The organism is Paludisphaera sp., from assembly GCF_037189885.1.
GTDB lineage: Bacteria > Planctomycetota > Planctomycetia > Isosphaerales > Isosphaeraceae > Paludisphaera.
In genome coordinates, this window is the sequence record NZ_JBBCIR010000007.1 from 85,727 (window position 1) to 110,874 (window position 25,148).

The window sequence follows — 25,148 nt, forward strand, 5'->3', positions numbered from 1 at the left end:
TCGTGGCCCCGACGGTCCTCTACGACGCTTGCGTGCTCTATCCGGCCCCGCTGCGCGACCTGCTGATGCGGCTCGCTCTGACGGGGCTGTTCCAGGCCCGCTGGACGGACGAGATCCACGACGAATGGACGCGGAACGTGGCGGCCAACCGGCCGGACATCACGGTCGACAGCCTGGATCGATGTCGGAAGTTGATGGACGACCACGTCCCGGACAGCCTCGTGGTCGGCTACGAGCATCTCATCCCAGGACTTACGCTCCCGGACCTGGACGATAGGCACGTGCTCGCGGCGGCGATCCACGGAGGCGCGGGGACGATCGTGACCTTCAACCTGGGTGACTTCCCGGCGTCCGTCCTGGATGGCTATCACATCCGGGCCATCCATCCGGACCGCTTCGTCGTCCGCCTCTGGAGCGAATCGCCCGAGGCGATCCTGGAGGCCGCGCGTCGTCAGCGCCAGGCGTTGAGGAGACCGCCCAGGACCGCGGCCGAGTATCTGGCGACGCTCAGCCAGTGCCGCCTGACCGAGACGGTCGCATGCCTGCTGCCCTTTGAGCACGACATCTGACGAGCCCCGATCGGCCCTGGCTCCGGGACGGGGATTCGATTCACGCGAATTGCCAAGGAGCCATTCCGGACGATCCACAGGTCGGCCTCCGAGATTTCATGGATCCGCCGAAAAAACTTGATTCACGCGACGATCACGCGGCAGATTCGGCGCAAGTCTTTGTCGAGCGGCGACTCCGGGAATCGGGGGGAGATTCTCGGAAAAACGCATTCGCCGGGGGGGTGGATCGGCATAATGACATGAGGGGCGAACGGGAGCGGGAGGTACCGGTGTCACGATGATCGATCGGGCGACGGACGCGAGCTTGTTGAGGCGCTTCGCCGAGCGCCGCGAGGAGGAAGCCTTCGCGGAACTGGTTGCGAGGCACGCGCCCAGGGTCCGTCGCGTCTGCCGGAGGTTCCTACACAGCGAGCACGACGTCGAGGACGTGGCGCAGGCGACGTTCCTCCTGCTGGCGAGGCGGGCCGGGGACGTGGCCTGGCGCGACTCGGTGGGGGGCTGGGTGCGCGACGCCGCCCGGCGCCTGGCGCTGAACGCCCGCTGCGAGATCGCCCGCCGGGGTCGACGCGAGACGCCCGTCTCCGCGTTCCGGCTCGGCGACGCCGGCGCCCTGCCCGACCCAGAATGCCCGCTCTCCACGTTCACCGACGAGATCGAACGTCGCGACGTCCGCCGGCTGATCGACGGCGCGATGGAGGAACTCCCCGAGAAATATCGCGCCCCCCTGGCCCTCTGCTACCTGGAAGGGAAGACGAACCACGAGGCCGCCGCCGCGCTGGGATATCCGGTCGGCTCGATCTCGCGACGGCTCGACCGCGCCCGCTCGTTGCTCCGCAAGCAACTCGTCGGACGGGGAGTCGCCCTGGCGCTGCTGGTCGCCGCCGCCGCGTGGATCGTCGCCGGTCCCGGGTCCGATCGGCGGCCGAGCCGGACGCTCCGCCCCGTCGGGGTCGCCGCGGCCGCCCCGTCCCCCGAGGATCGACGCGGGCTTACAGAACTTTTCGCGGCCCTGGAGCGTAAGGACGGCCAAGGGCTGGACCGCGCCCGGTTCGACCGGGGCGTCTCCCACGCCGAGGCCCAGGGCGCGGAAGTCCGCCTCGCCGCGATCGACGCGGACCTCGATCCACCCGGCGCCGCCGACGTCTCCCGACTGCTGGCGACCTGCGTCCGGTGTCATGGGGAGTACAGGTGACGTGGCGCGGAGGCCGGCGGGCCGTGGAACCGGCGCCGGTTCATGTTCTTCGGACAACCGTCGGCGGCCCCGAAACCCGACGACCCTCACCCGCCGCTGGCGCGGCTACCCTCTCCCGGCGGGAGAGGGGACGAGAACAGACCCGGCCCCGGGCTCGCGCCCGCCGCGTCTCTGGCCTTCCGCAACGCTTTTGAAGTACGATGGATAAATCTCGGGCCGGCCCCAGGCGGGCCGCCCCGATCCCGCCCCGCTATCCCCGACCTCATCCACACCCGGCAGGTGCGACATCATGGCGACGGCCACCAAGCAGCCCTCCAGCGCTTCTCCCGCGACGCCCGAAGGCGGGCGTTCGGTCTGGGGGAGGATCCTGGCGGCGATCGACGAGTTGTACAGGTTCCTCGCGTCGCTGAAGCTGGCCGTGCTGTCGCTCTCCAGCCTGGCGCTGGCGCTGGCGTTCGCGACGTGGTTCGAGTCGACCTACGGCACCAAGGCGGTCCAGGCGTTCGTCTATCAGAGCGCCTGGTTCTCGCTGCTGCTGGCGTTCCTGGCGATCAACATCCTCTGCGCGGCGACCATCCGGTTCCCCTGGAAGAAGCGTCAGACCGGGTTCGTCATCACGCATACCGGGCTGCTGGTGCTGATCGCCGGGTCGTACGTCCACTTCCAGTCGGGCGACGAGGGGCTGGTCGGGATGCAGGAGGGGGAGAGCCGCCGCGAGATGCTGCGGACCGACTTCCCCGTCTTCCGGCTCCGCGAGGTCGACCCGCACACGAGCCAGCCGACCGCGACCTACGCCATGCCGTTCGACGAGACCGGCCCGTTCCCCTGGGGGGACGGCCAGCCCCGCATCCGCAACATCTTCGACCTGACGGTGAACCGCCTCACCGGCGGCATGTTCCCCAGGCCCCACGACGAGGCGGACGTCCTCAGCCGCGAGGGGGATCCGTTCACGCTGGCCGTCCGCCAGTACCTGCCGGCCTCGGCCCCGGCCACCGTCCGCGAGCCCGATCCCAAGGGCCAGCCGATGGCCCGGATGCTCCTGAAGTTCAAGGGCCCCGGCATGCCGGAGGCCCGCGACGCCAACCCGGAAGACGCCGCCCAGTGGTTCAAGCTCGACCGCCGCTTCCAGCGCGTGGCGCGCAGCGGGGGCATGCCGACGCTGATGTCGTTCGCCCACGTCGACCGGCCCGAGTACGTCGAGGACTTCCTCAACCCCCCGCTCGACGCGAGCCCGACCGGCGTCGCCCGGTTCCGCTACGCCGACAAGGAGGGGAAGGAGCGGTCCTATGACTTCGTCCTGGAGACGAAGGCGGGCGAGTTCATCCCGCTCCCCGACAGCGACCTGAGCGTCTCGCTGGACAAGCTGGCCACCTTCCCCACCGGCGAGCTGGCCCGGACGGTGGGCGAGGACGCGATCCCGATCGCCGTCTTCGACATCAAGAAGGGGGACGGCGAGCCGATCGAGCACGTCGCGATGGGGGCGATGCCGATGTTCCCCAACGTGATCCCGCGGGCGACGGACGACGGCGGCAAGCCCCCCGAGGCGCTGGCGCGGATCCACCTGATGCTGCCGCCGGACCTCGACCCGCGCACCAGCTCGATGTTCGGCCAGATCGACGTGCTGGCCGCGCCGGGGGACAAGCTGTACTACCGCGCGTTCGGCCGGGGCAAGGACAACAAGCCCGAGCTGCGGTCGTCCGGGCCGGTGACGATCGGCAAGGAGATGAACGTCTTCGGCGGGGCCGACGCGGCGATGACGCTGACGTTCCAGGTGGCCGAGTACCACCCGTCGGCCGTCGAGCGGCGGATCTACCGCCCTGCGCTGGCGATCGGCACCCAGATGGACGAGGCGCTGCCGGCCTGCCTGATCGACGTGACCGTCGATGGCGCGACCGAGTCGATCTGGCTGCAGCGCGGCGAGTCGCTGGACGCCCCGCTGTACCGCCCGCTGCCGATCGGCGGCCGGTCGTTCGAGATCGCCTACGACGTGGACCGCAAGCCGCTGGGCTTCGAGCTGAAGCTGAAGGACTTCGAGGTCGGCTTCGAGCCCGGGACCGAGCAGCCGACGAAGTTCGTCAGCACGGTCGCCGTGGACGACCCCGGCCAGGCGGCGACGGAGGAGGAGCACGTCATCTCCATGAACGAGCCGATGACCCACCGGGGGCTGACGTTCTACCAGATGCGATATTCGCCGCTCGTCGACCCGAGGACGGGCCAGCGCACGGGCGAGTTCCAGTCGGTGTTCCAGGTCGGCAGCAACCCGGGCCGGCCGATCATCTACTTCGGCAGCCTGCTGGTCGTCCTCGGGACGTTCGCGCAGTTCTACATGCGGGCCGGCCTCTTCTCCGACGGCGGGCGTCGCGAGCGCGCCCTGGCGGCCAAGAAGGCGGGCCTCCCGCCGCCGGACGAGCCGGAGACGCGCCAGGCCGAGGAAGAGCTTTGACGAGCGAGGCGACGCCCTCCCCCGCCCCCTCGGGGGGGACGCATCAAGCCAGTAGCATTTGCATGAGCCATCGAAACGCACGCCGCTCCGGGAGACACGCGATGAGACCATACGGGCGATTCCTGACCAGCCTGGCCGCTTGCGGCCTATCGGGCCTGCTGGGGCTCGCGATCGCCGGGACGGCGACGGCGGAGGAGGCCGCGGGGCCCGCCGGGGCCTCGGCGAAGCCGGGCCGGCTGGGCGACACCCCGGCCTACGATCGGGTCGGGCGGATCGCGGTCATGCACCAGGGGCGCGTCAAGCCGCTGGACACCGTGGCGCGCGAGGAGGTCAAGCAGATCTTCGGCCGCGAGACGATCAAGCTGCTGGACGACCGCAACCAGGTCGTCGAGTCCTGGTCGCCGGTCGCCGCGTTCGTCGACTGGATCGTCCGGCCCGAGCACTGGGACTCGCAGCCGTTCATCCTGGTCGACTACCTGCCGCTGAAGCGCGAGATCCTCAAGAGCACGCTCAACGCGAAGTTCCTGGCGATCGCCGAGCGTCCCGAGACCCCCGACGCGGACAAGCAGGCCCTCGCCGCGCTGGCCGACGACGAGGACATCGACGCCGCCCGGCTCCGCGCCTTTTTGAGGACGGCGAAGATCGAGAAGGTCGACGCCGACGCCCTGGAGGCGATGGCGGCGAAGCTGGCGGAGGAGCACAAGTGGCTCTCGCCAGAGGAGCTGCGCGACGCGCGGATCCGCCACGGCGACCACGAGGAAGACTTCATGGCGTGGGTCTCCCAGCTCGACGAGCAGCGGCGCCAGTTCGACACCAGCCCGACCCTCGCGGCGCGGCTGACCGAGGTGGAGCGTCGCGCGGTCGAGGTTGGGCAGCGGCTGGCGACGTACATGGCGTACTCGGGCGACGAGATGCGGTCGGTCGGGCTGATCCGGATCATGCCCCGTCCGTTCGGCCCGGAGGCGTTCGCGTTCATCAAGGACGTCGTCGAGCGCGTGCGGTCGGACCGGAACCTCAGCCCGCGCGACCTGCCGCCGGTCGACTTCGACGCCCTGAAGGCGCTGGACACCTACCTCAACGACGTGCCGGGCGCCGACCGCCACGACCCGGGCGAGGACGCGGAGTTCGACCGGAAGTTCGCCGCGTACCTGGCCGAGAACTCGGTCTGGACGCCGCTGAAGGTCATGCTGAAGGCCGACCCCGAGACGCTGGTGAAGGCCGGCTACCCCGAGGCCCAGACCCGCGCGTTCCTGGACGCCTACGCGGCCTTCGTGGACGCCCAGAACAGGTACCCCGGCGAGGTGCCGCTGGAGACGGCCGACGCCCTGCTGACGGCCTCGCGGGAGCTGGGGCAGGCCGTAAACCCCGAGCACTACCCGACCGCGGCGAAGATGGACCGCGAGTGGCGGTTCAACGCCGTCAACCCGTTCTACCTGGCGCCATTCGCCTACGGCCTGGCGACCGTCCTCCTGGCGATCGCGCTGGGCTTCGCCGGCGGCCGCGTCGGCGAGATGGGGTCGTTCGGCCGGACGATCTACGGCGGAGGGATGCTCGGGCTGCTGGCCGGGATCGGCCTGGAGTGCTACGGCTTCTACGAGCGGGTTCTCATCACCGGATGGGCCCCGGTCACGAACATGTACGAGACGGTCATCTGGGTCGCCCTGGTGGCCGGCGTGATGGCCTTCATCTTCGAGCTGATCTACCGCCGGACGTTCGCCGGGGTCGCCGGCTCGGCGGTGGCGCTGCTGGGGACGATCACGGCGGTGAACGTGCCGCTGCTGGACCCCAGCATCAAGAGCCTCCAGCCGGTGCTCCGCAGCAACCTCTGGCTGACGGTCCACGTCATCACCGAGGTCTCCAGCTACGCGGCGTTCGGCATGGCCTGGGCGCTGGGGCTGATCGCGACGCTCTTCTACCTGACGGCCACCTACCGTCGGTCGCCCTCCTACGGCGAACTGGCCTCGCCGCTGGTCCCGGGCTTCCCGCTCTTCACGGTGGGCTTCGGCGGGATGGCGGCGGGCTACGGGATGTTCGGGCCGGACTGGGCGATGTCCGACAACCTCTTCTATGCCTTCTCGACGATGGCCGCGATCGGCGGGACGATCTCGCTGGGGACGACGCTGGCCCTGGTCGGCGAGATGTTCAACCGGGCGACCTCGAACGTCGTCCGCGGCGAGCAGCCCTCCGCCACGGCCGATCCGATCGCCTCGCCCGGCCCCGACGCCCCGCGGCCCCGGCCGACGGTCGAGCAGATCCGCGCCATGGCCGCGCCGGCGACCCTGGACGCCCGCGGCGAGGCGATGCAGAGAACGGCCGCGGTGATCAAGCCGATCTCCAACTTCATCTACCGCTCGATGCAGGTCGGCGTCCTGCTGATCGCCGCCGGGACCATCCTGGGCGGCGTCTGGGCCGACTACTCGTGGGGGCGGTTCTGGGGCTGGGATCCCAAGGAGGTCTGGGCGCTGATCACGCTCCTGGTGTACCTCGTGCCGCTGCACGGGCGGTTCGCCGGCTGGGTGAGCACGTTCGGCCTGGTCTTCTGGTCGGTCGCGTGCTTCCTGTCGGTCATCATGGCGTGGTACGGCGTGAACTTCGTGCTGGGCGTCGGCCTCCACAGCTACGGCTTCGTGGAAGGCGGCTCGCAGGGCGCGATGGGCCTGATCGTCTGCGGCGTCATGTCGCTGCCCCTGGGCGCCTGGTGGCGTCGCAAGCTGGCGAGCCTGCGTCCGGTCGAGACGGTGGCGTGAAGACGACGACCGCCTGACCCGCGGGGGAGGCCGACTCCCCCGGCGGATTCTCCGCCAGCCCCCTCGCGAAGTCGATCCACGCGGCGAGGTCGAGCCCCAGCAACGCGGGCCCGGCCTCGCCGCGAGCCGTTTCGAAGTGCCCCGCCGCGCGCGTCGCCAGCGACCGGACGCCCCCCGGCCGCCCCTGCCGCGCCTTCACTCCGGCCGCCGCCAGCTTGATGAGCCCCTTCAGCACCATCGCGACCGGCCCCGCCCTGCCGTGGGCGTGCCACAGCGCCTCCCAGCGCTCGTGAGCCTCCCAGTAGAACCCGGCGTCGAACAGGTCGAAGCCGCGGAGGTAGGCGTCCGACTCGCGCCAGGCGTCGTCGACGATCGGCGCGGCGTCGATCGGCCCGCCGTCGTCGCCGGGTCGCGGCCGGCCGCCTCCGGGGACGTAGGTGGAGGACGGCAGCGGTCGCGGCTGGTATGCTCGGGGCGTTTCCATCGTCGCGAACTCCGAGGAGATAATCCCAACGGCCTTCTCCCCTGGAGGGAGAAGGTGGCCCGGAGGGCCGGATGAGGGGGCGCGAGCGGCACGAGCATCGGGGTACGAAGGGACCTCCCGAGGCAGTCGGCCTGGGCCGTGGTGTCGAAGTCCGATGCTCCCCGCGCGCCTCCCCCTCATCTGACCGCTTCGCGGTCTGTCTTCCCCCTCCAGGGGGGAAGAGCGCGACAATCGCCCTTGATCCGCATTCGGTCCCGGAGCCGCGCGCCTGATGTCGCAACCGCCCGTCTTCGTCGTCAACGCCGTGGGGATGACCCGACGGCTGCTGGAGCACGCACCTCGCCTCCGCTCGCTGGCCGAGGCCGGCTGGGCGCGGCCGCTGGAGGAGGTCCACCCGGCCGTCACCTGCACGGCGCAGGCCAGCCTGTTGACCGGCAAGCTCCCTCGGGACCACGGCATCGTCGCCAACGGCTGGCTGTTCCGCGATACCCGCGAGGTCCGATTCTGGCAGCAGTCCGCCGCGCTGGTCCAGGCCGAGACGATCGAGACGACGCTGCGCCGGCTCGGCCGGGATCGCGGCCGGCCGTTCAAGGTCGCCAAGCTGTTCTGGTGGTTCAACCAGGGCGCCGAGGTCGACCTGAGCGTCACGCCCAAGCCCTATTACGGCGCCGACGGCAACAAGGTCTTCGGCATTTCCGGCACCCCCGACGGCCTGTGCGAGCGCCTGGAATCGCGACTGGGCAAGTTCCCGTTCCACACCTTCTGGGGGCCCAGCGCCGGGCTTCCATCCACCGCCTGGATCGCGAGGGCCGCCGCCGACGTCCTGCGCGACGACCGGCCCGACCTGACCTTCGTCTACCTGCCGCACCTGGACTACGAGCCCCAGCGCAAGGGGCCCTCCGGCTGCGACATGCCGAAACTCGTCCGCGAGCTGGACGACGCGGCGGCTCCGCTCCTGGACGCCGCCGCGTCCGTCGGCGCTCGCGTCTGGGTCGTCAGCGAGTACGGCCATCGCGACGTCTCCCGTCCCGTCCTGCTCAACCGCGCGCTGCGAAAGGGGGGCCTGCTCACCGTCCGCCCCGGCCCGTTCGGCGAGATGATCGACGCCTTCAACAGCCGCGCGCTCGCCGTGTGCGACCACCAGCACGCCCATGTTTATGTGCCGAACCCCGAGGATGTCCCCGCCGCGCGCGAGTTGATCGCCGCGCTGCCGGGCGTGGCGCGGGCGCTGGCCGGCGAGGAACGGGCGGAGATCGGCCTGGATCACGAGCGGTCCGGCGAGATCGTCGCCCTCTCGGAGCCAGACGCCTGGTTCGCCTACCCGTACTGGCTGGACGACGCGAACGCGCCGGACTTCGCGCGGACGATCGACATCCACCGCAAGCCGGGCTTCGACCCCTGCGAGATGTTCTTCGACCCCGCGCTCGCCTGGCCGAAGGGCCGCGCCATCCGTCGGCTGATCCAAAAGAAGCTGGGGTTCCGCGCGCTGTTCGACGTGGTGCCGCTCGACCCGAACCTCGTCCGAGGGGGCCACGGCCTCCCCGCCGACGACCCGCTCGACCGCCCCGTCCTGGTCGCCGACGGCCCCGCGCCGGGGGGCGACTCGCTCAAGACCACGGACTTTCGCGACCTGCTGCTGAACGCCGTCGCCCCGGAGGGTGCCCGATGAGGATGAGAACGCTCGCCGCGCTGATCGCGCTGACGCTCCCCGCCCCCCTGCTCGCCGCGCCCGCGACGCCCGACCGGCCGAACGTCGTCGTGATCTTCTGCGACGACCTGGGCTACGCCGACCTGGGCTGCTTCGGCGCGACGAATTACGCCACGCCCAACCTCGACCGCATGGCCGCGGAGGGCGCGAAATTCACGGATTTCTACGTGGCGACCGCCGTCTGCTCGGCCTCGCGCGCGGCGCTCCTGACGGGCAGCTATCACGAGCGGGTCGGCATCCGGGGCGCGCTCGGCCCCAGGACGAACGTCGGGCTTTCTCACGCCGAGACGACGATGGCCGAGATGTTCCGCTCGGCCGGCTACGCGACCGGCATGGCCGGCAAGTGGCACCTGGGCGCGCGGCCGTCGCAATCCCCGATCCATCACGGATTCGACGAGTTCCTCGGCCTCCCCTACTCCGGCGACATGTGGCCCCACCACCCCGAGCACCCGGAGGGCTATCCGAAGCTCCCGCTGATCGAGGGGGATCGGCCGGCGATCGCCGACGTCACCGCCGAGATCCAGAAGTCGCTCACGACCCGATTCGCCGCCCGCGCGGTCGACTTCATCGGCCGCAACAAGGACCGGCCGTTCTTCTTCTACCTCGCCCCCAACATGCCCCACGTCCCGCTCTTCGTCCGCGACGACAACGCCGGCAAGAGCGGCGCGGGGGCCTACGGCGACGTGATCCGCGAGATCGACGAGGCCGTCGGCTCGATCCTGTCGGCGCTTCGCGAGGCGGGGGTCGACGACAGAACGCTGGTCGTCTTCACCTCCGACAACGGCCCCTGGCTGAGCTACGGCGACCACGGCGGCTCGGCCGGCCCGCTTCGCGAGGGGAAGGGGACGAGCTACGAGGGGGGCGTCCGCGTGCCGTTCCTGGCCCGATGGCCGGGCCATATCCCGGCGGGCCTCGTCCAGCCGCAGCCCGCGGCGACGATCGACCTGCTGCCGACGTTCGCCGCGATCGCCGGCGCCGAGCCCCCCGCCCCGCAGATCGACGGCCTGGACATCCGCCCGCTCCTGTTCGGCGAGCCCGACGCCCGGAGCCCCCACGAGGCCCTCTTCTTCTACTACGGCGCCGGCGAACTCCAGGCCATGCGGTTGGGCAAATGGAAGTTGATGTTCCCCCACGAAACCCGCACCATGCTAGGCCAGGCCCCCGGGCGCGGCGGCACGCCGGGCAAATACCGGCCGCTCGCCGTCGGCCTGGAGCTTTACGACCTCGATTCGGACGTCGGCGAGACGAACAATCTAGCGGCCCAACACCCCGAGATTATCGCGCGCCTCCAGCAAACGGCCGACGCCATGCGCGCCCGCCTCGGCGACCGGCTAACCGGCCACGCCCCCGCCGAGGTCCGCCCCGCCGACACCGCGAGGGATTGACCATGGACCGCGGCCGCGCCGCGACGTTCGATCTCCGCACCGGCGTGCGGGGTCGCCCGTCGCGCGCGCCATATCCCCTGGCCCGCGCATCCCTGATTCGCCGACGGTCGAACGCACCCCTTGAGCGGCTCGAGCCTTGAACTCTCGCCGCGCGTCGCTATTCTGTATATCGAGGTGCAGATTATCGATTCTCGGCTTCCCCGGCGATCGAAGACGATTCGCGGGGCTGATGGAGGAGGGCGGCAACGATGGCGATTGACGCGACGCGGGCGGTCGGCGAACTGGTGGCCGAGAAGATTTCGAGGGCCTCGGTCTTCGATCGGTTCGGCCTGGATTATTGCTGTCATGGGCAGGTCGCGTTGGACGAAGCGTGCCGGCGCAAGGGCGTGGCGGTGGGCGAGGTGGTCGCGGCGATCGCGGCCGACGACGCGGCGCCCCCGGCGGAGGACGAGCCCGATTACGCGAGCATGCCGCTGACGGAGCTTGCCGACCGGATCGTGTCGACCCACCACGCCCTCCTCCGGCGCGAGCTGCCGAGGCTCCATGAGCTGCTGTCCCGGGTCGTCAACGCGCACGCCGACCGCCACCCCGAGCTTCGCGAGGTCGCGACGACCTACGCGGCCTTCCGAGAGGAGCTGGATTCCCACCAATCGAAGGAGGAGCAAGTCCTCTTCCCGATGATCCGCGAGCTTGAGGCGGCTACCAGTTCTCCCAGCTTCCATTGCGGGAGCGTCGAGAACCCGGTCCGGGTCATGATGCACGAGCACGATTCCGCCGGCGCGGCGATCGCGCGGATGCGGGAGTTGACCGGCGACTTCGCGACGCCCCCCGACGGCTGCACGACTTACCAGGCCCTGATGGCCGGGCTGGCCGCCGTCGAGCACGACCTGCACCGCCACGTCCACAAGGAGAACAACATCCTCTTCCCCCGCGCCGTCGCCCTGGAAGCGAGTCTGGCCGGGGTTTGACGCCTCCCGTTGCGATCCCCCGCCCCGCCACCGGGGCGCGGGATCGGCCTATCGCGGCCGGATCAACGCCGGGACCTTTCGGGGATTGCATAGTACGAATCCACGGCGGGCTGGCCGGTGTAGTTCGGGCCCGCCTGGTCGTCCGCCCCCAGGTAGCGATAGGGAAGGTTGAGGGTCCGAGGCCCCCGACCGGTCAGCAGCCGCCGCCTACGGTCATATGCCAGCCCGGCCCGGCGAAGGTCGGCGGCGAGCCGACCGCCGATCGATCTCCCGTCGGCGGCCTTCAGGCTGTGAACGTCGAGGCTCGCCGCGAACTGGCCGTCCTCGGCCAGGCACGAGCCGGCGCGGGCGACCAGGCCCAGCTTGTCGCCGACGTAGTGCAGGGCGTGGACGCAGGTGACGAGGTCGAAGCTCCGGCCTGGCTGCCACCCTCGCAGCGACGCCTCGACCAGGCTCGGGCTCTCCATGCCAGGATCGATCGGCCGGAACATCCCCGCCAGGTCGACGCCGATGATATCCAGGTCGAGGCCTTCTTCCCGGGCGATCCGCGCGGCTTCGATCAAGGCCTTGCCCGAGCCGCGGCAGAGATCGAGCCAGGCGACCGGACCGCGATCGCTCGACGCGCTTTCAGCGCGTCGAGCGGGTTGAAGCCGAGTTCGCGGTCATAGCCGTTGGAACCGAGGAGGCCACGCTCCCGGTTCATCAGGCAGTTGGCGACGACCGACGACCGCTCCAGTCCCTCGTCGTCCTTGAGCCTCACAGGAGTTGACGCCCGACCGGACCTCGGTCACCCCCGATCTCGCCGAGGAGTTCGTCCTCGGCCTCGTAGTCCAGCAGGCCGAGGCCATGCAAGGTCGTCGGCGGATTGGCCCGCTCCCAGGCGATCGTCATGGCCAATGCCTCGTCCGGCGGGGTCGTCTCGGCGTAATCCAACTCTCGACGGATGCGGCCGGAATCCATGTCGACATCCTGATTCATGTGGTAAGGGAGCGGGATCCGCCCGACCGGCGCCGCGACGATCCTCCCCCGCCACCCGACGGCCTCGCCGATCCGGCGGACCCATCCGGCCTCGGTGAGCGAGTCCCGCTCGGCGACGTTGTAGACCCGGCGCTCCGCCCGGTCGTCAACGACCGCGGTCGCGATCGCCGCCGCCACGTCCTCGACGTACCCGCGGGGGCACTTCCATCCGGCCATCGCCTCGTCGAGCACGATCGCCGGCCGCCCGTCGTCCATCCGCCTGATATACGCCGAGAGCCGTCGATAGGGGTCGCCGGGACCGTGGACCATGGGCAGCCTCAGGACCGTGCCGGGCAGGTCCGGCTCGCCCAGGATGACCCGCTCGACGGGGATCTTGTCGTAGGAGAAGAAAAAATCGTCCGGTCCCTCGGCCCGCGGGCGGAAGGGAAACAGGACCTCCCGCGACGGCGAATCCTCCGTCAACGGCGTCGGCTCGATCGGCCCGTCCTCGAACCCGATGAACCGCCCGTAGGCCCGGTACACGTCGCCGCTGGAGACGACGACCGCGCGGCGGGCCAACGCACGAAACGTCTCGACGAGCCCCAAGGCGTCGCCTTCGGTGAATGCGATCATATCCACGACGACATCCGGTGCGAACCGACGGAACTCATCCACGCGCGACCCGAGATCGCGCCGGTCGCCCAGGATGCGCCCGACGCCAACCGGCAGCTCGGCCCGCGTCCGGCCCCGGTGGAACACCGCGACCTCATGCCCCATCCCGACCAGCCGCCGTGTAAGCGCGGGCCCGATGAAGTTCGTCCCGCCGATGAGCAGCACCCGCATGCGACGCCCTCCAATCGGCCCATGATCCCTCGGCGGGCACCCTCGACCCATCGAAGATGGCCCTTGAGCCGTCAATCACCTCCGACGAGGAATGCGGCCAAGTCCCGAAATCGAATCGCCCCCCCGCTCGCCTCCAGATTTTCGTGGCTGCCTGGAGAAATCGATCATGCCCGTCGCCCCCGATGGCCGGAAACCATGTCGACCGACCCCGTGGCTCGACATGAGCGCAACGAAAAAGCCCCCTCGCGGCAAACCGCGAGGGGGCTGTCAGTGGAGGCGGCGGGAACAAAACGAGGTCTCTCGATCTCTTGAAAATAAAGGACTTACGGCAATATGCGTCGTCCTTATCTGACACCTTATCTGACACCTTCACGAGACGGGTTTGAGGCGCCCTTCCTCCACCACGCCTCAAGAGAGAAGGTTGCCCGATAAAGTCGTCTCCTGGCATGATTACACGAGCGCCGAATTTCGGCAGGCACGATCAACCGATCTGCTTGATCAGCCGGTCGAGCGTCTGATCGTCGAGCCCGGCGAGGACCCGGAACGCATCGGGGCGCTCGATCACCCGCCTCTTGATCGACTCGGGGATCTTCTCGGCCAGCAGCAGGAGTTCGTCGGGGTCCTCCCCCAAAGCCTCGGCGAGCTTCAGGATCGTCCCCTCGCTGGGATACCCGGCGAAGTCGAGCTTGCCGTTCTCGATCTTGCTGAGATACGTGAAATTGAGGCCGACTCGCTCGCCCAGGCAGGATATCGGACCGACACCAGGACGCTCACGCTCCAGCCGGTCCACGTCGCCCGCCCTCGAAGCGGTACGACACGCCGATGGCGAAGAAGTCCTGCACCGACTACATCGGAGAACTCGGGCGGTTCTTCCGCTGGCTGCACCAGGCCGGCGAATTTCAGTGGCGGAAGCCCGAGGAGTACGACCTCATCCGCCGCCCGCCCCGTGAACTCGACGACGACATCGAGGAGGCCCAGGACGTCCCGGTCTGGGCCGTCAAGCTGAACAAGTAGGCCACGCCGATCGAGCAGACCTTCCTGCTCCTGGGCCTCAATTGCCCCTACGGGGCCGACCAGGCCGGCCGCCTCAGGATCAGACACCTCCATCTCGACGGCAAATCGCCCCACATCCGCCGCATCCGCAACAAGAAGAAGACCATCTCGATCCACCTCCTCTGGGGGCAGACCGCCGACGGCCTGTGGTGGGCTTCGGATCGGAGGCAGAAGGTCGAGGACGACATCCTGCTGCTCACCGAGAAAGGCCAGCCCTACTGGCGGAAGACCAAGGGCGGCAACCGAGCTAAAGCGATCCCCGGACTCTGGGCCGACCTTTTGAGGAGGGTCCGGGTGGACCACCCCGACTTCCCGATGCTCCCCTTCAACTCGCTCCGGGACACCTCGGCCGACATGGTGCGGCAGTTGGTTGGCGAGGAGGTCGCCCTGTTGCACCTCGCCCACAAGCACCAGAGCAAGGACGAGAACCTTCGTCGATACACCGACCCGGTCCGTAAGAAGCATTTCAAGGCTTTACGTCGTCTGGAGCGGAAGCTGTCGGTGGTGTTCACGGCGTCCGGGGACGCCCCCTGGGTCCGTCCCCCCAAGAACCACATGGGCAGGGCCAAGGGCGATAAGGTCCGGGAACTTCGGCGGCAGGGCGAGCCGCCCAAGATGATCGCCGCCAAACTGGAAATCTCGGTCGCATCGGTCTACAGGCTTGCTCGCTCCTCGGTTGAATCGAAGCCGTGGCATGCGACGACTTATCGCCCGGTCTACCAAGTTGAAAGGCTCACTCTGGCAGGTTACGCTATTTCAGCCACAATCACTCATTCAATTAGGTCGGTGCCGACCCAACACAAAAGCCGAAAGCTCGGAGGGGACCGATGGCCACCACCCCGACCACGGCCCCCGAACAGGGCCAACTCGTCAGCGTCCGGTCCCGCAACTGGATCGTCAACGAGGTCGCCCCGAGCACCCTCCCGGCGGGCGGCCTGGACGCCCTCGGCGGCGGCCAGACCCTCGTGTCGCTGGCGTCCGTCGAGGACGACGGCCTCGGCGAGGAGATCCGGGTCGTCTGGGAATTGGAGCCGGGCACCCGGATCAACGAGGACGTCGCCCTGCCCGAGCCCACCGGCTTCGACCCGCCCGACCAGTTGAACGCCTTCCTCGATGCCGTCCGCTGGGGTGCCTCCTCCTCGGCGGACGTCCGCAACATCCAGGCCCCGTTCCGCTCGGGCATCGACATCGAGGACTACCAGCTTGACCCGGTGGTCCGGGCCATTCAGATGCCTCGGGTCAACCTCCTCGTGGCCGACGACGTGGGCCTGGGCAAGACCATCGAGGCCGGGATGGTCGCCCTGGAACTGATCATCCGCCACCGGGCCAGGAAGGTCCTGATCGTCTGCCCGTCGTCGCTCCAGGTCCAGTGGAAGGAGCAGATGCGGGACAAGTTCGGGCTCGACTTCCGCATCGTCGGCGGCGAACTCATGAGGGAATTGCGGCGGGAGCGGGGCATCCACGTCAACCCGTGGAACCACTTCCCCCGCCTGATCACCTCCATCGACTTCCTCAAGCGGGAGCGGCCTCTGCGGATGTTCCGGGAGATCCTGCCAGGCCCGAACGACCCGCTCTATCCCCGCAAGTTCGACCTGCTGATCGTGGATGAGGCCCACAACTGCGCCCCGTCGGGCCGGGGCAAGTACGCCACCGACTCGCTCCGCACCAAGGCCCTGCGGCTTTTGGCCCCGCATTTCGAGCACAAGCTCTTCCTGACGGCCACGCCCCACAACGGCTACCCCGAGAGCTTCTCGGCCCTGCTGGAACTGCTCGACGACCAGCGGTTCGCCCGCAGCACGCCGCTCGACCGGAAGCAACTCGACGCCGTGATGGTGCGGCGGATGAAGTCGGAGTTGCCTCCCCGCTGGGACGGCTCGCCACGGTTCCCCAAGAGGTCGCTGGAGCCGCTGGAGGTCCCCTACACGGACGAGGAGAAGGCGATCCACGGCGTCCTCAAGCTCTACGCCGCCTTACGATCCAAGCGGGCTCAGGACGACGCCGAGTCGATGGCGACCGACTTCGTGCTCAAGACGCTCAAGAAGCGGCTGTTCTCCAGCCCGGCGGCGTTCCTCACGACGCTGAACAAGCACGAGGCATCCCTGCGGACGGCGACGAAACGGGCGAGCATGAAGCCGACGGTCGGCATCCTCAAGCGGGAGATCGACCGGATCGACGAGGACTACGCCGACGACGAGGAGTACGACGAGGCGACCGGCGATGCCGTCGAGGCCGCCACCCGGCTGTTCTCGGAGCCGAGCGACGAGGAACTGTCCCTGATCAAGCGGATGCGGGACTGGGCGGAACGGGCCTGCTCCCAGAACGACTCGAAGGCCCGCCAGTTGATCGCCTGGCTGAAGGAGCACATCCGCCCGGACGGCCGGTGGACCGACGAGCGGGTCATCCTCTTCACCGAGTACCGGGCCACGCAGAAGTGGCTTTCGGAGGTCATGGCCTCGGAGGGGTTCGCCGGGCAGGACCGCATGACGTCCATGTACGGCGGGATGGACTCGAAGGCTCGTGAAGCGGTCAAGGCGGCGTTCCAGTCCTCGCCCGAGCAGAGCCCCGTGCGCATCCTGCTGGCGACCGACGCCGCCTCGGAGGGCCTGGACCTCCAGAACTTCTGCTCGAAGCTCGTCCACTACGAGATCCCGTGGAACCCGAACCGAATGGAGCAGCGGAACGGGCGGATCGACCGGCACGGCCAGAAGTCCGACCGGGTGCGGGTCTTCCACTTCGTCTCGAAGGGCTACCGGGAGCGCCAGGGCCGGGCGTTCGAGGTCCCCGCCGGCGACCTCGAAGCCGACCTGGAATTCCTGATGCGGGTCGCCCAGAAGGTGGAGAAGATCCGGGAGGACCTGGGCAGCGTCGGGCAAGTCCTGGCCGACGACGTGGAGATGGCGATGCTGGGCCGGGGCTACAGCCTGGCCCGCACCGACACCGCCGAGCGGGGCTCCGAGCCCGTCCGCAAGATGCTCAAGTTCGAGAGGGACCTCGCCAAGCACATCCAGGCCCTCCTGGAGCAGTACCGAGAGACGCAGAAGGAACTGCGGCTCTCGCCCGCCAATGTCCAGAAGGTCGTCGAGGTGGGCCTGAAGCTCGCCCAGCAGCCCCCCTTGATCCCTGTCAAGAACTCGGGCGACAGGCCGATCTTCCGGCTGCCCGCCCTGCGGGGAAGCTGGGAGGCCAGCAGAGAGGGGCTGGAGCACCCGCACACGAAGGAGATCCGCCCGATCACCTTCGACCCTGCGGCGTCGAACGGGCGGGACGGCGTGGTTCTGGTCCACCTGAACCACCGGCTGGTCCAGATGTGCCTGCGGCTCCTGCGGGCAGAGGTGTGGTCGGACGCCGGTCGCAAGAAGATGCACCGGACCGAGGCCCGTGTCGTCCCCGACGCCGCCCTGCCGACCCCGGCGGTGATCGCCCACGCCCGCCTGGTTGTCATCGGCGGCGACAGCCAGCGGCTCCACGAGGAGATCATCACGGCGGGCGGCTACCTGAAGGAGGGCCGGTTCAGCCGGATGAACGTGGGCCAGGTGTCCGAGGCGCTGTCGGCGGCGACCGACGAAGAGCCCTCGGAGGCGACGAAGAGGCGGTTCCTCAAGCTCTGGGCCGACCTCGCTCCGTCGCTCCAGCAGGCCCTGACCGCCCGCATGAGCGACCGCTCCAAAGGTTTGGAGAAGCGGCTGCTCGAACGGGCCGCCAAGGAGGCCGGGGACATCGAGTCGATCCTGCTGGAGTTGAAGCGGCGGATCGAGGCCAAACTCGGCGACCCGGAGTACCAGCAACTTGAACTGTTCAGCGACCCGGAGCGGGACCAGTTCGAGCGTGACAAGGACTTCCTGCGGGACCGGGTGAAGCAGATCCCCGCCGAGATCGAGCGGGAGACGGCGGCGATCCGGGCTCGGTTCGCCGATCCGCAGGCCCGGATGTTCCCGGTGGCGGTGACGTTCTTGGTGCCGGAACGACTTCGAGAGGGTTAATCATGCCTAATAAACCTAGTTTCGTTCTCCTGTCGAGGGATAAAGCGCAGGAATTGAAGCGTTTATGCCCTGCGGACGAATCTGAGCCCTGGTACAGGGTTATTCCGCAAGAGCAGATTCCCTCTGTCTTCCCAGCATCCTTTCGTTCCAAACTTGACCACGCCGTCATTATGGGATCTGGCGATGCCAATGGGATGACCTATCTCGTCGTCAACGCTCAGAGAATTGACGAGAAGGCGTCAGCCATTGATCAAGAACCCTTCGGGATGGTGTTCGACAACGGGGTGGCGAGTGAAAGTGGTGTTTTCGTTCACCACGGCGACTGGGCTGGACGGACGGAAAGTGGCGTGCCACCTGCATTTTGGGATCATGTCTCTGCAAGTGGCATCGGCAATTTTTATCCACCTCCCAGTTTGCCTCCGAACGCTTCAGGATCACTTCAAGACCTTGAGATGACGAGCAATATGCATGCGTTCAATCAAACCCTAAAAAAGCTGCTCGGCTAATATCGGGCACTGTGGATCATCCAAAATTCAACGATTGCACTGTTAAGTAGGCCGCCATGTCCATCGCCAAGCAGCACGCCGAGTGGCTGTCGCTCATCGAGGTCTCGGGGCCGTTCCTGAGCCTGCCGGTGCTCGTGCAGCGCTTCCCCCAAGGGATGGAGGCTCACGATCCCGAGCACACCAAGGCGTTGCGGCAGGTCCACGAGGAGTGGGACCAGGACCAGAACGGCGACCGACCGGACCGGGCGATCCACCGGCAGTGGATCGACTGGGTGCTGCGAAATACGCTCGACCTGGGCGACGTGCTGGTCGAGGGGCAGGACATTCCGCAGACGCTCAAGGCCGACCTGCCCGAGCACGGCGAGACATTGCGACCCGACAAGGCCGTCATGGAGCCGGATGGCAGCCGGGCCAGGCTGCTGATCCAGACGTATCCGCTGAAGCAGAAATTGGGGCGGGTGGTCGAGGGGAAGCCGTGGGCGGCCTCGCCGGACACCCGGATGATGCAACTGCTGCACGACACGGGCGTGCGGCTGGGGCTGGTCACGAACGGCGACCAGTGGATGCTGGTCGACGCCCCGAAGGGCGAGACGACCGGGTACGCCTCGTGGTTCGCACCGCTCTGGCTGGAGGAGCCGAAGACGCTCCAGGCGTTCCGCACCTTACTCGGCCTGCATCGGTTTTTCGGCGTGCCCGAGGAGGAGACGCTCGAACGGCTGCTGGCCCAGAGCGCCCAGGACCAGCAGGAAGTCACCGACCAGCTTGGCTATCAGGTGCGGCGGGCGGTCGAGGTGCTCGTCTCGTCGATCGACAAGGCGAACCGGGACAGCGGCGGGTCGCTGCTGAAGGGCGTGCCCGAGCCGGTGCTGTATGAGGCCGCCCTGACGGTGATGATGCGGCTGGTGTTCCTGTTCTGCGCCGAAGAGCGGGACCTGCTCCTCCTGGGCGACGAACTTTACGACAGGAACTACGCCGTCTCGACCCTGCGGGAGCAGTTGCGGGGCACGGCCGCCGACTTCGGCGAGGAGGTCCTGGAGCGCCGCCACGATGCCTGGAGCCGCCTGCTGACGACGTTCCGGGCGGTGTACTCGGGCGTGCGGCACGACCGGCTGAAGATCCCCGCCTACAAGGGCAAGCTGTTCGACCCGGATCGGTTCCCATTCCTCGAAGGGCGGCCCGCCGGGACGAGATGGCAGGACACCCTCGGCCAGCCGCTCCCGGTCGATAACCGGACGGTCCTGCACCTCCTGGAGGCCCTTCAGGTGCTCCAGGTCAAGCTGCCGGGCGGGGGGCCGGCCACGCCCCGCAAGCTGAGCTTCCGGGCGCTCCAGATCACGCAGATCGGCCACGTCTACGAGGGCCTCCTGGACCACACGGCGGTCCGGGCGACCGAGCCGGTGCTGGGTCTGAGCGGGTCTCGGGATTCCGAGCCGGAGGTGCCGCTGGCCCGTCTGGAGACCCTGGCGGCGAAGGGCGAGGACGACCTGCTGAAGTTCGTCAAGGACGAGACGGGGCGGTCGTCAGTCGCCACGGTGAAGCGGCTTCTGGCCTCGAAGCTCGACGATCAGGCCCTCAGCCGGTTCCGCACGGCCTGCCAGGGGGACGAGCGGCTCTGGGAGCGGGCCAGGCCGTTCGCCGGGCTGGTGCGGCTCGACACGTTCGACTACCCGGTGGTGATCCCGTCGGGCGGCGTCTACGTCACGGCGGGGACCGACCGGCGGTCGAGCGGCACGCACTACACGCCCGAGAGCCTGACCGAGCCGATCGTCCGCCACACGCTGGAGCCCCTGGTCTACGTCGGGCCTGCCGAGGGGACGCCACGGGACCAGTGGCGGCTGAAGTCGGCGGCCGACCTGCTCGACCTGAAAATCTGCGACATGGCGTGCGGGAGCGGGGCGTTCCTGGTCCAGGTCTGCACCTACCTGTCGCTGCGGCTGCTCGAAGCGTGGGAGGAGGCCGAGCGGCGGGTCGAAGGCACGCCCCGAATCACGCCCTACGGCGAGGTCTCGAAGGGGCTGCCCGACGAGCAACTCATCCCCCTTGACCGCCAGGAGCGGGTGCTCTACGCCCGGCGGCTGGTGGCCGAGCGGTGCCCGTACGGTGTGGACAAGAACCCGCTGGCCGTCGAGATGGCGAAGCTGTCGCTCTGGCTGCTGACGCTGGCGAAGGACAAGCCGTTCACGTTCCTCGACCACGCCATCCGGTGCGGCGACTCGCTGGTGGGCCTCAGCAGCATCGACCAGTTGCTCCGTTTCTCGATGTCGGAGAACGCCAAGGTCCGCCCGCTGATGGAGCAGCAGCGGCAGCAGATCGAGAGGCGACTCAACGCCACGATGCTGCTCCGCAGGCAAATCGAGACGGTGCCCTCGAACACGCCGCAGGACATCGAGCGGAAGACGCTGATGTTCGCCAACGTCGAGGATCAGAGGATGCGGCTCACCTACGCCGCCGACATGCTGCTGGCGGCGACCTGGGAGGCGAAGAACGCCAGCGAGTTAGAGTCGGCCCTGAATGGGATGCTGGCCGAGGTCGAGTACAAGTTCAAGGACCTGCCGGTCGTGCAACTGGAAGCGGAGGCGAAAGGGCGGCTGCGGAAGGCAGTGATCGAGGGCCGGTTCCACTGGGCGTTGGAGTTCCCCGAAGTATTCATGGACCGGGGGGGGTTCGATGCCTTTGTCTGCAACCCGCCGTTCATGGGCGGAAAGAAGATCACCGGGAACTTGGGGACCGACTACCGGGATTTCCTGGTTCAGCACCTCGCTGGGGGGAAGCGTGGCAATGCCGACCTGTGCGCATACTTCACACTTCGTGGGGCTTCGCTGCTCCGGGAGGGGGGGCACTTCGGCTTCCTGGCGACGAACACGATCGCCCAGGGGGACACCCGAGAGGTCGGTCTCGACCAGTTGACGACGTACGGCTTCGTCATCCCCCAAGCCGTCTCCAGCCGCCCCTGGCCGGGCGTGGCCAGCCTCGAAGTCGCCCACGTCTGGCTCCGGCGAGGACGCTGGAGTACGCCGTACTTCCTCGACGACAAGCCGGTGTCGGGCATCTCGCCGTTCCTCACCGAGACGGGTACGGTCTCCGGCCCACCCCATCGCCTCGTCGCCAATGCCGGGAAGTCGTTCCAGGGCTCAATCGTCCTGGGCATGGGCTTCGTGATCGAGCCGGACGAGGCCCAGCGGCTGATCGACAAGGACTCCCGCAATAAGGACGTCCTGTTCCCCTACCTCAACGGCGAGGACCTCAACTCCCGCACCGACCAGTCCGCCAGCCGGTGGGTGATCAACTTCTTTGACTGGCCTTTAAGTCGGGAGACAGCCCCCGACGCCCACACAGGGCCAGTAGCGGCGGACTTTCCCGATTGTTTGGCGATTGTCCAAGAAAGGGTAAAACCGGAGCGTGACAAGCTCGGACAGAAGAAAGATTCGTCAGCACAGGGGTATGCCAGATTTTGGTGGCAGTACGGACGCAAGGGGGTGGAACTCTACCGGACCATCGCCGGGATGGAGCGAGTTTTAGCTGTCCCTCTCGTGTCCAAGCACATGATCACCTCTTGGCAGAATATCGATCAAGTTTTCTCGCACGCTCTCGGTGTCATCGCCTGCGACTCGGATTCGGAACTTTCAATAACTCAAAGCACTCTCCATGAAGAATGGTCCCGTTCCTGCGGGTCCACCCTTGAGACCCGGATGCGCTACACGCCTTCCGACTGCTTTGAGACTTTCCCCTTTCCAACTGGTTCTTACTCGCTTCTCGCTTCGATCGGCGAAGCCTACCACAGCCACCGCCGGCAGATCCTACTCTCCCGCCGGGAGGGCCTGACCAAGACCTACAACCGCTTCCACGACCCCGACGAAACCGCCGCCGACATTCAGGCGCTCCGTGACCTCCACGTTGAGATGGACCGGGCCGTCGCCGCTGCCTACGGCTGGTCCGACCTCGACCTCGGCCACGGCTTCCACGAGACCAGGCGGGGCACCCGGTTCACCATCGGCGAGTCGGCCCGCCGAGAGGTCCTCGCCCGCCTCCTGAAGCTCAACCACGAGCGATACGCCGAGGAGGTCGCCCAGGGCCTCCACGACAAGAAGAAGGGCAAGCCCGCCAAGGCTCCCCGGAAGCCGAGGGGGAAGGCGGCCTCCGAGCCGAGCCTCTTCGGCGAGGAGGACGGCTGATGGACACCAGCGCCATCCTCGCCGCCCTCAGCCTGGGCGAGGAGAAGGACTGGGAGTTCAAGGCGGCCAGGGGCGGCCTGCCGGGGAGCGTCTGGGACACCTACAGTGCGATGGCCAACACCGACGGCGGCGTCATCGTCCTCGGGGTCGCCCAGAAGGACGGTCGGTTCGCCGTCGAGGGCGTGCCCGACGCTTTGAAGATGAAGCAGGACTTCTGGAACCTCGCCAACAACCGGGGCAAGGTCAGCATCAACCTGCTCTCGAACGACGACGTGACGATCGAGACGATCGACGGCCAGTCGGTCATCGTCGTCCGAATCCCCAGGGCCACCCGGCGTCAACGCCCGGTCTACGTCGGCCAGAACCCGATCGAGGGGACCTTCCGGCGCTACCAGGAGGGCGACTACCGCTGCTCCCACGACGAGGTGGGGCGGATGCTCGCCGACCAGGCCGAGGACCCGGCGGACGGCGAGATCCTCGAACACTTCGGGATGGACGACCTCGATCCCGAAAGCCTGAACCAGTACCGCAACCGCTTCTCGGCCCGTGCCCCGGCCCACCCCTGGCTCGCCCTCGACGGGCGGGGCCTGCTGGAGAAGCTCGGCGGCTGGCGGACCGACCGGCCCACGGGCCAGCACGGGCTCACCGTCGCCGGGCTGCTGATGTTCGGCAAGGACGAGGCGATCCGGGACCACTCGGCGATCCCGCAGTACCACGTCGATTACCGAGAGCGGCTCTCCGACGACCCCGAGGTCCGCTGGACGGACCGCCTCACGGGCGACGGGACGTGGACGGCGAACCTGTTCCAGTTCTACCAGCGAGTCCTCTCCCGCCTGTTCGCCGACCTCAAGGTGCCGTTCCAACTCCGGCCCGACATGTTCCGCAAGGACGAGACCATCGTCCACGAGGCGATCCGGGAGGCGCTGGTCAACGCCCTGATCCACGCCGACTACCGGGGCAAGGGTGGGATCGTGATAGAGAAGTACCGGGACCGGATCACGCTGTCCAACCCCGGATCGCTGTTGCTCCCGGTCGAGCAACTCTTCCGGGGCGGGATCAGCGAGTGCCGGAACAAGTCGCTCCAGTTGATGTTCCAGCAGATCGGCGGCGGCGAGAAGGCCGGGTCGGGGATCGACAAGATCCGCCAGGGCTGGGCCTCCCAGAAGTGGCGGCTGCCCCTGATCCGGGAGACGACGAGGCCGGAACGGGTCAGCGTGGTCCTGCCGATGGTCAGCCTGCTGCCCCCTGCGTCCCTCGATAAGCTGCATCGGCTGCTAGGGGCGAAATTCGGCGGTCTGGGCCCCGAGGAGGTCCAGGCGCTCGTCACGGCGGACGTCGAGGGGGAGGTGACGAACTTCCGGCTCCGGCAGTTCTCCGACCGCCACACGACCGACATCACGAAGCTGCTGCAAACCCTCGTCTCCAAAGGGCTTCTCGACAAGGACGGCTATGGTCGGGCTGCCACGTACCAGCTAGCCGGGCCGCTGGTCGCATTCATCACTCCGGCTACAGCCGAGGCGAGGTCCGGTCACAGGGGGCCGAACTCCGGTCATAAGACGGAGGGGTCCGGTCATAAGGGAGAGGAAGCTCCGGCCATAGACCCGGAGCACGACCCCGCCCTGCTGGCCATCGCCGAGCCCGCCCGCCTCAGCCCCCGCCTCAAGCCCGACGAGATGCGACCGATCGTCCTGCGGCTTTGCGAGGATCGTTACTTGACCTTCCGCCAGCTTGCCACCCTCCTGGGCCGGGAGCCCGGCGGCCTCCAGCGTTGGACGCTCCGGCCCATGGCGCAGGAAGGGCAACTGCGGCTCAAGTACCCGGAAACGCCCAATCACCCCCGCCAGGCGTATCGCAGCAGCCCAAGAAGTGCGGACGGCGGCGTATCCGGCGAAGCGAGTTGAGGGACTATCATGCCGCAGATATGTCCCACGCCGGCAATCCCAACACTGGCCTCGCAGGAGGAGATGACCGTCGAGGGACATCGAAGACCTGTCTGCGGCGATGAGGACAAAGTCCCCTATCGTATCAGGGAAGAATCCAGGTCGCTATGTGGTGTTAGCGCTTCCGCCGACGAAGAAGCCATAACGTAGTTGATATCCTCTGCCAGACCCCGGCCATACCGACTCTTCCTCCAATCCGGC

The 25,148-nt window shown here is 68.2% G+C and carries 15 protein-coding genes and 1 pseudogene; 12 read left to right on the plus strand and 4 right to left on the minus strand.

The features are described 5' to 3' along the window. Positions 1-2 precede the first annotated feature (2 nt). The 4 genes from WG209_RS02850 (at position 3) to ccsA (ending at position 6,951) form a co-directional block, all read left to right on the plus strand. Positions 3-569 (plus strand): PIN domain-containing protein, encoded by a 567-nt coding sequence (locus WG209_RS02850; RefSeq protein ID WP_337173487.1) that lies wholly within the window; start codon positions 3-5, stop codon positions 567-569. A 304-nt stretch (positions 570-873) separates the two neighbouring features. Continuing rightward, on the plus strand, positions 874-1,761 hold the full coding sequence (locus WG209_RS02855; RefSeq protein WP_337173488.1) for a sigma-70 family RNA polymerase sigma factor: 888 nt from the start codon (positions 874-876) through the stop codon (positions 1,759-1,761). A gap of 289 nt (positions 1,762-2,050) precedes the next feature. Next, positions 2,051-4,204, plus strand: a complete 2,154-nt coding sequence (locus tag WG209_RS02860) for a cytochrome c biogenesis protein ResB (protein WP_337173489.1) — start codon at positions 2,051-2,053, stop codon at positions 4,202-4,204. 101 nt (positions 4,205-4,305) lie between these two features. Continuing rightward, a complete protein-coding gene (ccsA, locus tag WG209_RS02865) occupies positions 4,306-6,951 on the plus strand; it encodes a cytochrome c biogenesis protein CcsA (protein ID WP_337173490.1) in 2,646 nt (881 codons plus the stop codon). On the opposite strand, the gene WG209_RS02870 is transcribed toward ccsA, so the two are convergent. Further along, entirely contained in the window at positions 6,878-7,435 is a 558-nt protein-coding gene (locus tag WG209_RS02870) for a DUF309 domain-containing protein (protein ID WP_337173491.1), read from the minus strand. The genes ccsA and WG209_RS02870 overlap by 74 nt on opposite strands. Positions 7,436-7,706: 271 nt before the next feature. Between WG209_RS02870 and WG209_RS02875 the strand changes: the two genes are divergently transcribed. The 3 genes from WG209_RS02875 to ric all read left to right on the plus strand — a co-directional run bounded on the left by WG209_RS02875 (position 7,707) and on the right by ric (position 11,496). Then, complete coding sequence (locus tag WG209_RS02875) at positions 7,707-9,104, plus strand: nucleotide pyrophosphatase/phosphodiesterase family protein (protein ID WP_337173492.1); 1,398 nt, start codon at positions 7,707-7,709, stop codon at positions 9,102-9,104. After that, complete coding sequence (locus WG209_RS02880; protein WP_337173493.1) at positions 9,101-10,528, plus strand: sulfatase-like hydrolase/transferase; 1,428 nt, start codon at positions 9,101-9,103, stop codon at positions 10,526-10,528. The genes WG209_RS02875 and WG209_RS02880 overlap by 4 nt, the downstream gene beginning before the upstream one ends. A 248-nt stretch (positions 10,529-10,776) precedes the next feature. Next, positions 10,777-11,496, plus strand: a complete 720-nt coding sequence (gene ric / locus WG209_RS02885) for an iron-sulfur cluster repair di-iron protein (RefSeq protein ID WP_337173494.1) — start codon at positions 10,777-10,779, stop codon at positions 11,494-11,496. 62 nt (positions 11,497-11,558) lie between these two features. On the opposite strand, the pseudogene WG209_RS02890 reads toward ric, so the two are convergent. The 3 genes and pseudogenes from WG209_RS02890 to WG209_RS02900 all read right to left on the minus strand — a co-directional run. Continuing rightward, positions 11,559-12,098, minus strand: a pseudogene (locus WG209_RS02890) (methyltransferase domain-containing protein); the annotation flags it as partial. A gap of 154 nt (positions 12,099-12,252) precedes the next feature. After that, complete coding sequence (locus tag WG209_RS02895) at positions 12,253-13,296, minus strand: NAD-dependent epimerase/dehydratase family protein (RefSeq protein ID WP_337173495.1); 1,044 nt, start codon at positions 13,294-13,296, stop codon at positions 12,253-12,255. A gap of 481 nt (positions 13,297-13,777) precedes the next feature. Beyond that, entirely contained in the window at positions 13,778-14,086 is a 309-nt protein-coding gene (locus WG209_RS02900) for a helix-turn-helix transcriptional regulator (RefSeq protein WP_337173496.1), read from the minus strand. A 32-nt stretch (positions 14,087-14,118) separates the two neighbouring features. Here WG209_RS02900 and WG209_RS02905 point away from each other — a divergent pair, with 32 nt between their 5' ends. The 5 genes from WG209_RS02905 to WG209_RS02925 all read left to right on the plus strand — a co-directional run bounded on the left by WG209_RS02905 (position 14,119) and on the right by WG209_RS02925 (position 24,908). Beyond that, positions 14,119-14,310 carry a hypothetical protein gene (locus WG209_RS02905; RefSeq protein ID WP_337173497.1) on the plus strand — a complete coding sequence of 64 codons (192 nt, stop codon included), beginning with the start codon at positions 14,119-14,121 and terminating at the stop codon, positions 14,308-14,310. A gap of 866 nt (positions 14,311-15,176) precedes the next feature. Then, on the plus strand, positions 15,177-18,329 hold the full coding sequence (drmD, locus tag WG209_RS02910; protein ID WP_337173498.1) for a DISARM system SNF2-like helicase DrmD: 3,153 nt from the start codon (positions 15,177-15,179) through the stop codon (positions 18,327-18,329). Between the two features lie 2 nt (positions 18,330-18,331). After that, complete coding sequence (locus WG209_RS02915; RefSeq protein WP_337173499.1) at positions 18,332-18,835, plus strand: hypothetical protein; 504 nt, start codon at positions 18,332-18,334, stop codon at positions 18,833-18,835. Positions 18,836-18,891: 56 nt separating this feature from the next. Continuing rightward, positions 18,892-23,007: a hypothetical protein gene (locus WG209_RS02920; protein WP_337173500.1), complete on the plus strand. Its 4,116-nt coding sequence runs from the start codon at positions 18,892-18,894 to the stop codon at positions 23,005-23,007. Continuing rightward, complete coding sequence (locus tag WG209_RS02925) at positions 23,007-24,908, plus strand: RNA-binding domain-containing protein (RefSeq protein WP_337173501.1); 1,902 nt, start codon at positions 23,007-23,009, stop codon at positions 24,906-24,908. Before WG209_RS02920 ends, WG209_RS02925 begins: the two co-directional genes overlap by 1 nt. Positions 24,909-25,148 lie beyond the last annotated feature (240 nt).

What these genes read in the sequence shown, in the direction of transcription:
- ccsA (WP_337173490.1), top strand. Translation starts at nt 4,306, where the DNA reads ATGAGACCATACGGGCGATTCCTGACCAGCCTGGCCGCTTGCGGCCTA.
- WG209_RS02925 (WP_337173501.1), top strand. Translation starts at nt 23,007, where the DNA reads ATGGACACCAGCGCCATCCTCGCCGCCCTCAGCCTGGGCGAGGAGAAG.
- WG209_RS02920 (WP_337173500.1), top strand. Translation starts at nt 18,892, where the DNA reads ATGTCCATCGCCAAGCAGCACGCCGAGTGGCTGTCGCTCATCGAGGTC.
- WG209_RS02895 (WP_337173495.1), bottom strand. Translation starts at nt 13,296, where the DNA reads ATGCGGGTGCTGCTCATCGGCGGGACGAACTTCATCGGGCCCGCGCTT.
- WG209_RS02870 (WP_337173491.1), bottom strand. Translation starts at nt 7,435, where the DNA reads ATGGAAACGCCCCGAGCATACCAGCCGCGACCGCTGCCGTCCTCCACC.
- ric (WP_337173494.1), top strand. Translation starts at nt 10,777, where the DNA reads ATGGCGATTGACGCGACGCGGGCGGTCGGCGAACTGGTGGCCGAGAAG.
- WG209_RS02860 (WP_337173489.1), top strand. Translation starts at nt 2,051, where the DNA reads ATGGCGACGGCCACCAAGCAGCCCTCCAGCGCTTCTCCCGCGACGCCC.
- WG209_RS02905 (WP_337173497.1), top strand. Translation starts at nt 14,119, where the DNA reads ATGGCGAAGAAGTCCTGCACCGACTACATCGGAGAACTCGGGCGGTTC.
- WG209_RS02915 (WP_337173499.1), top strand. Translation starts at nt 18,332, where the DNA reads ATGCCTAATAAACCTAGTTTCGTTCTCCTGTCGAGGGATAAAGCGCAG.
- WG209_RS02875 (WP_337173492.1), top strand. Translation starts at nt 7,707, where the DNA reads ATGTCGCAACCGCCCGTCTTCGTCGTCAACGCCGTGGGGATGACCCGA.
- drmD (WP_337173498.1), top strand. Translation starts at nt 15,177, where the DNA reads ATGGCCACCACCCCGACCACGGCCCCCGAACAGGGCCAACTCGTCAGC.
- WG209_RS02880 (WP_337173493.1), top strand. Translation starts at nt 9,101, where the DNA reads ATGAGGATGAGAACGCTCGCCGCGCTGATCGCGCTGACGCTCCCCGCC.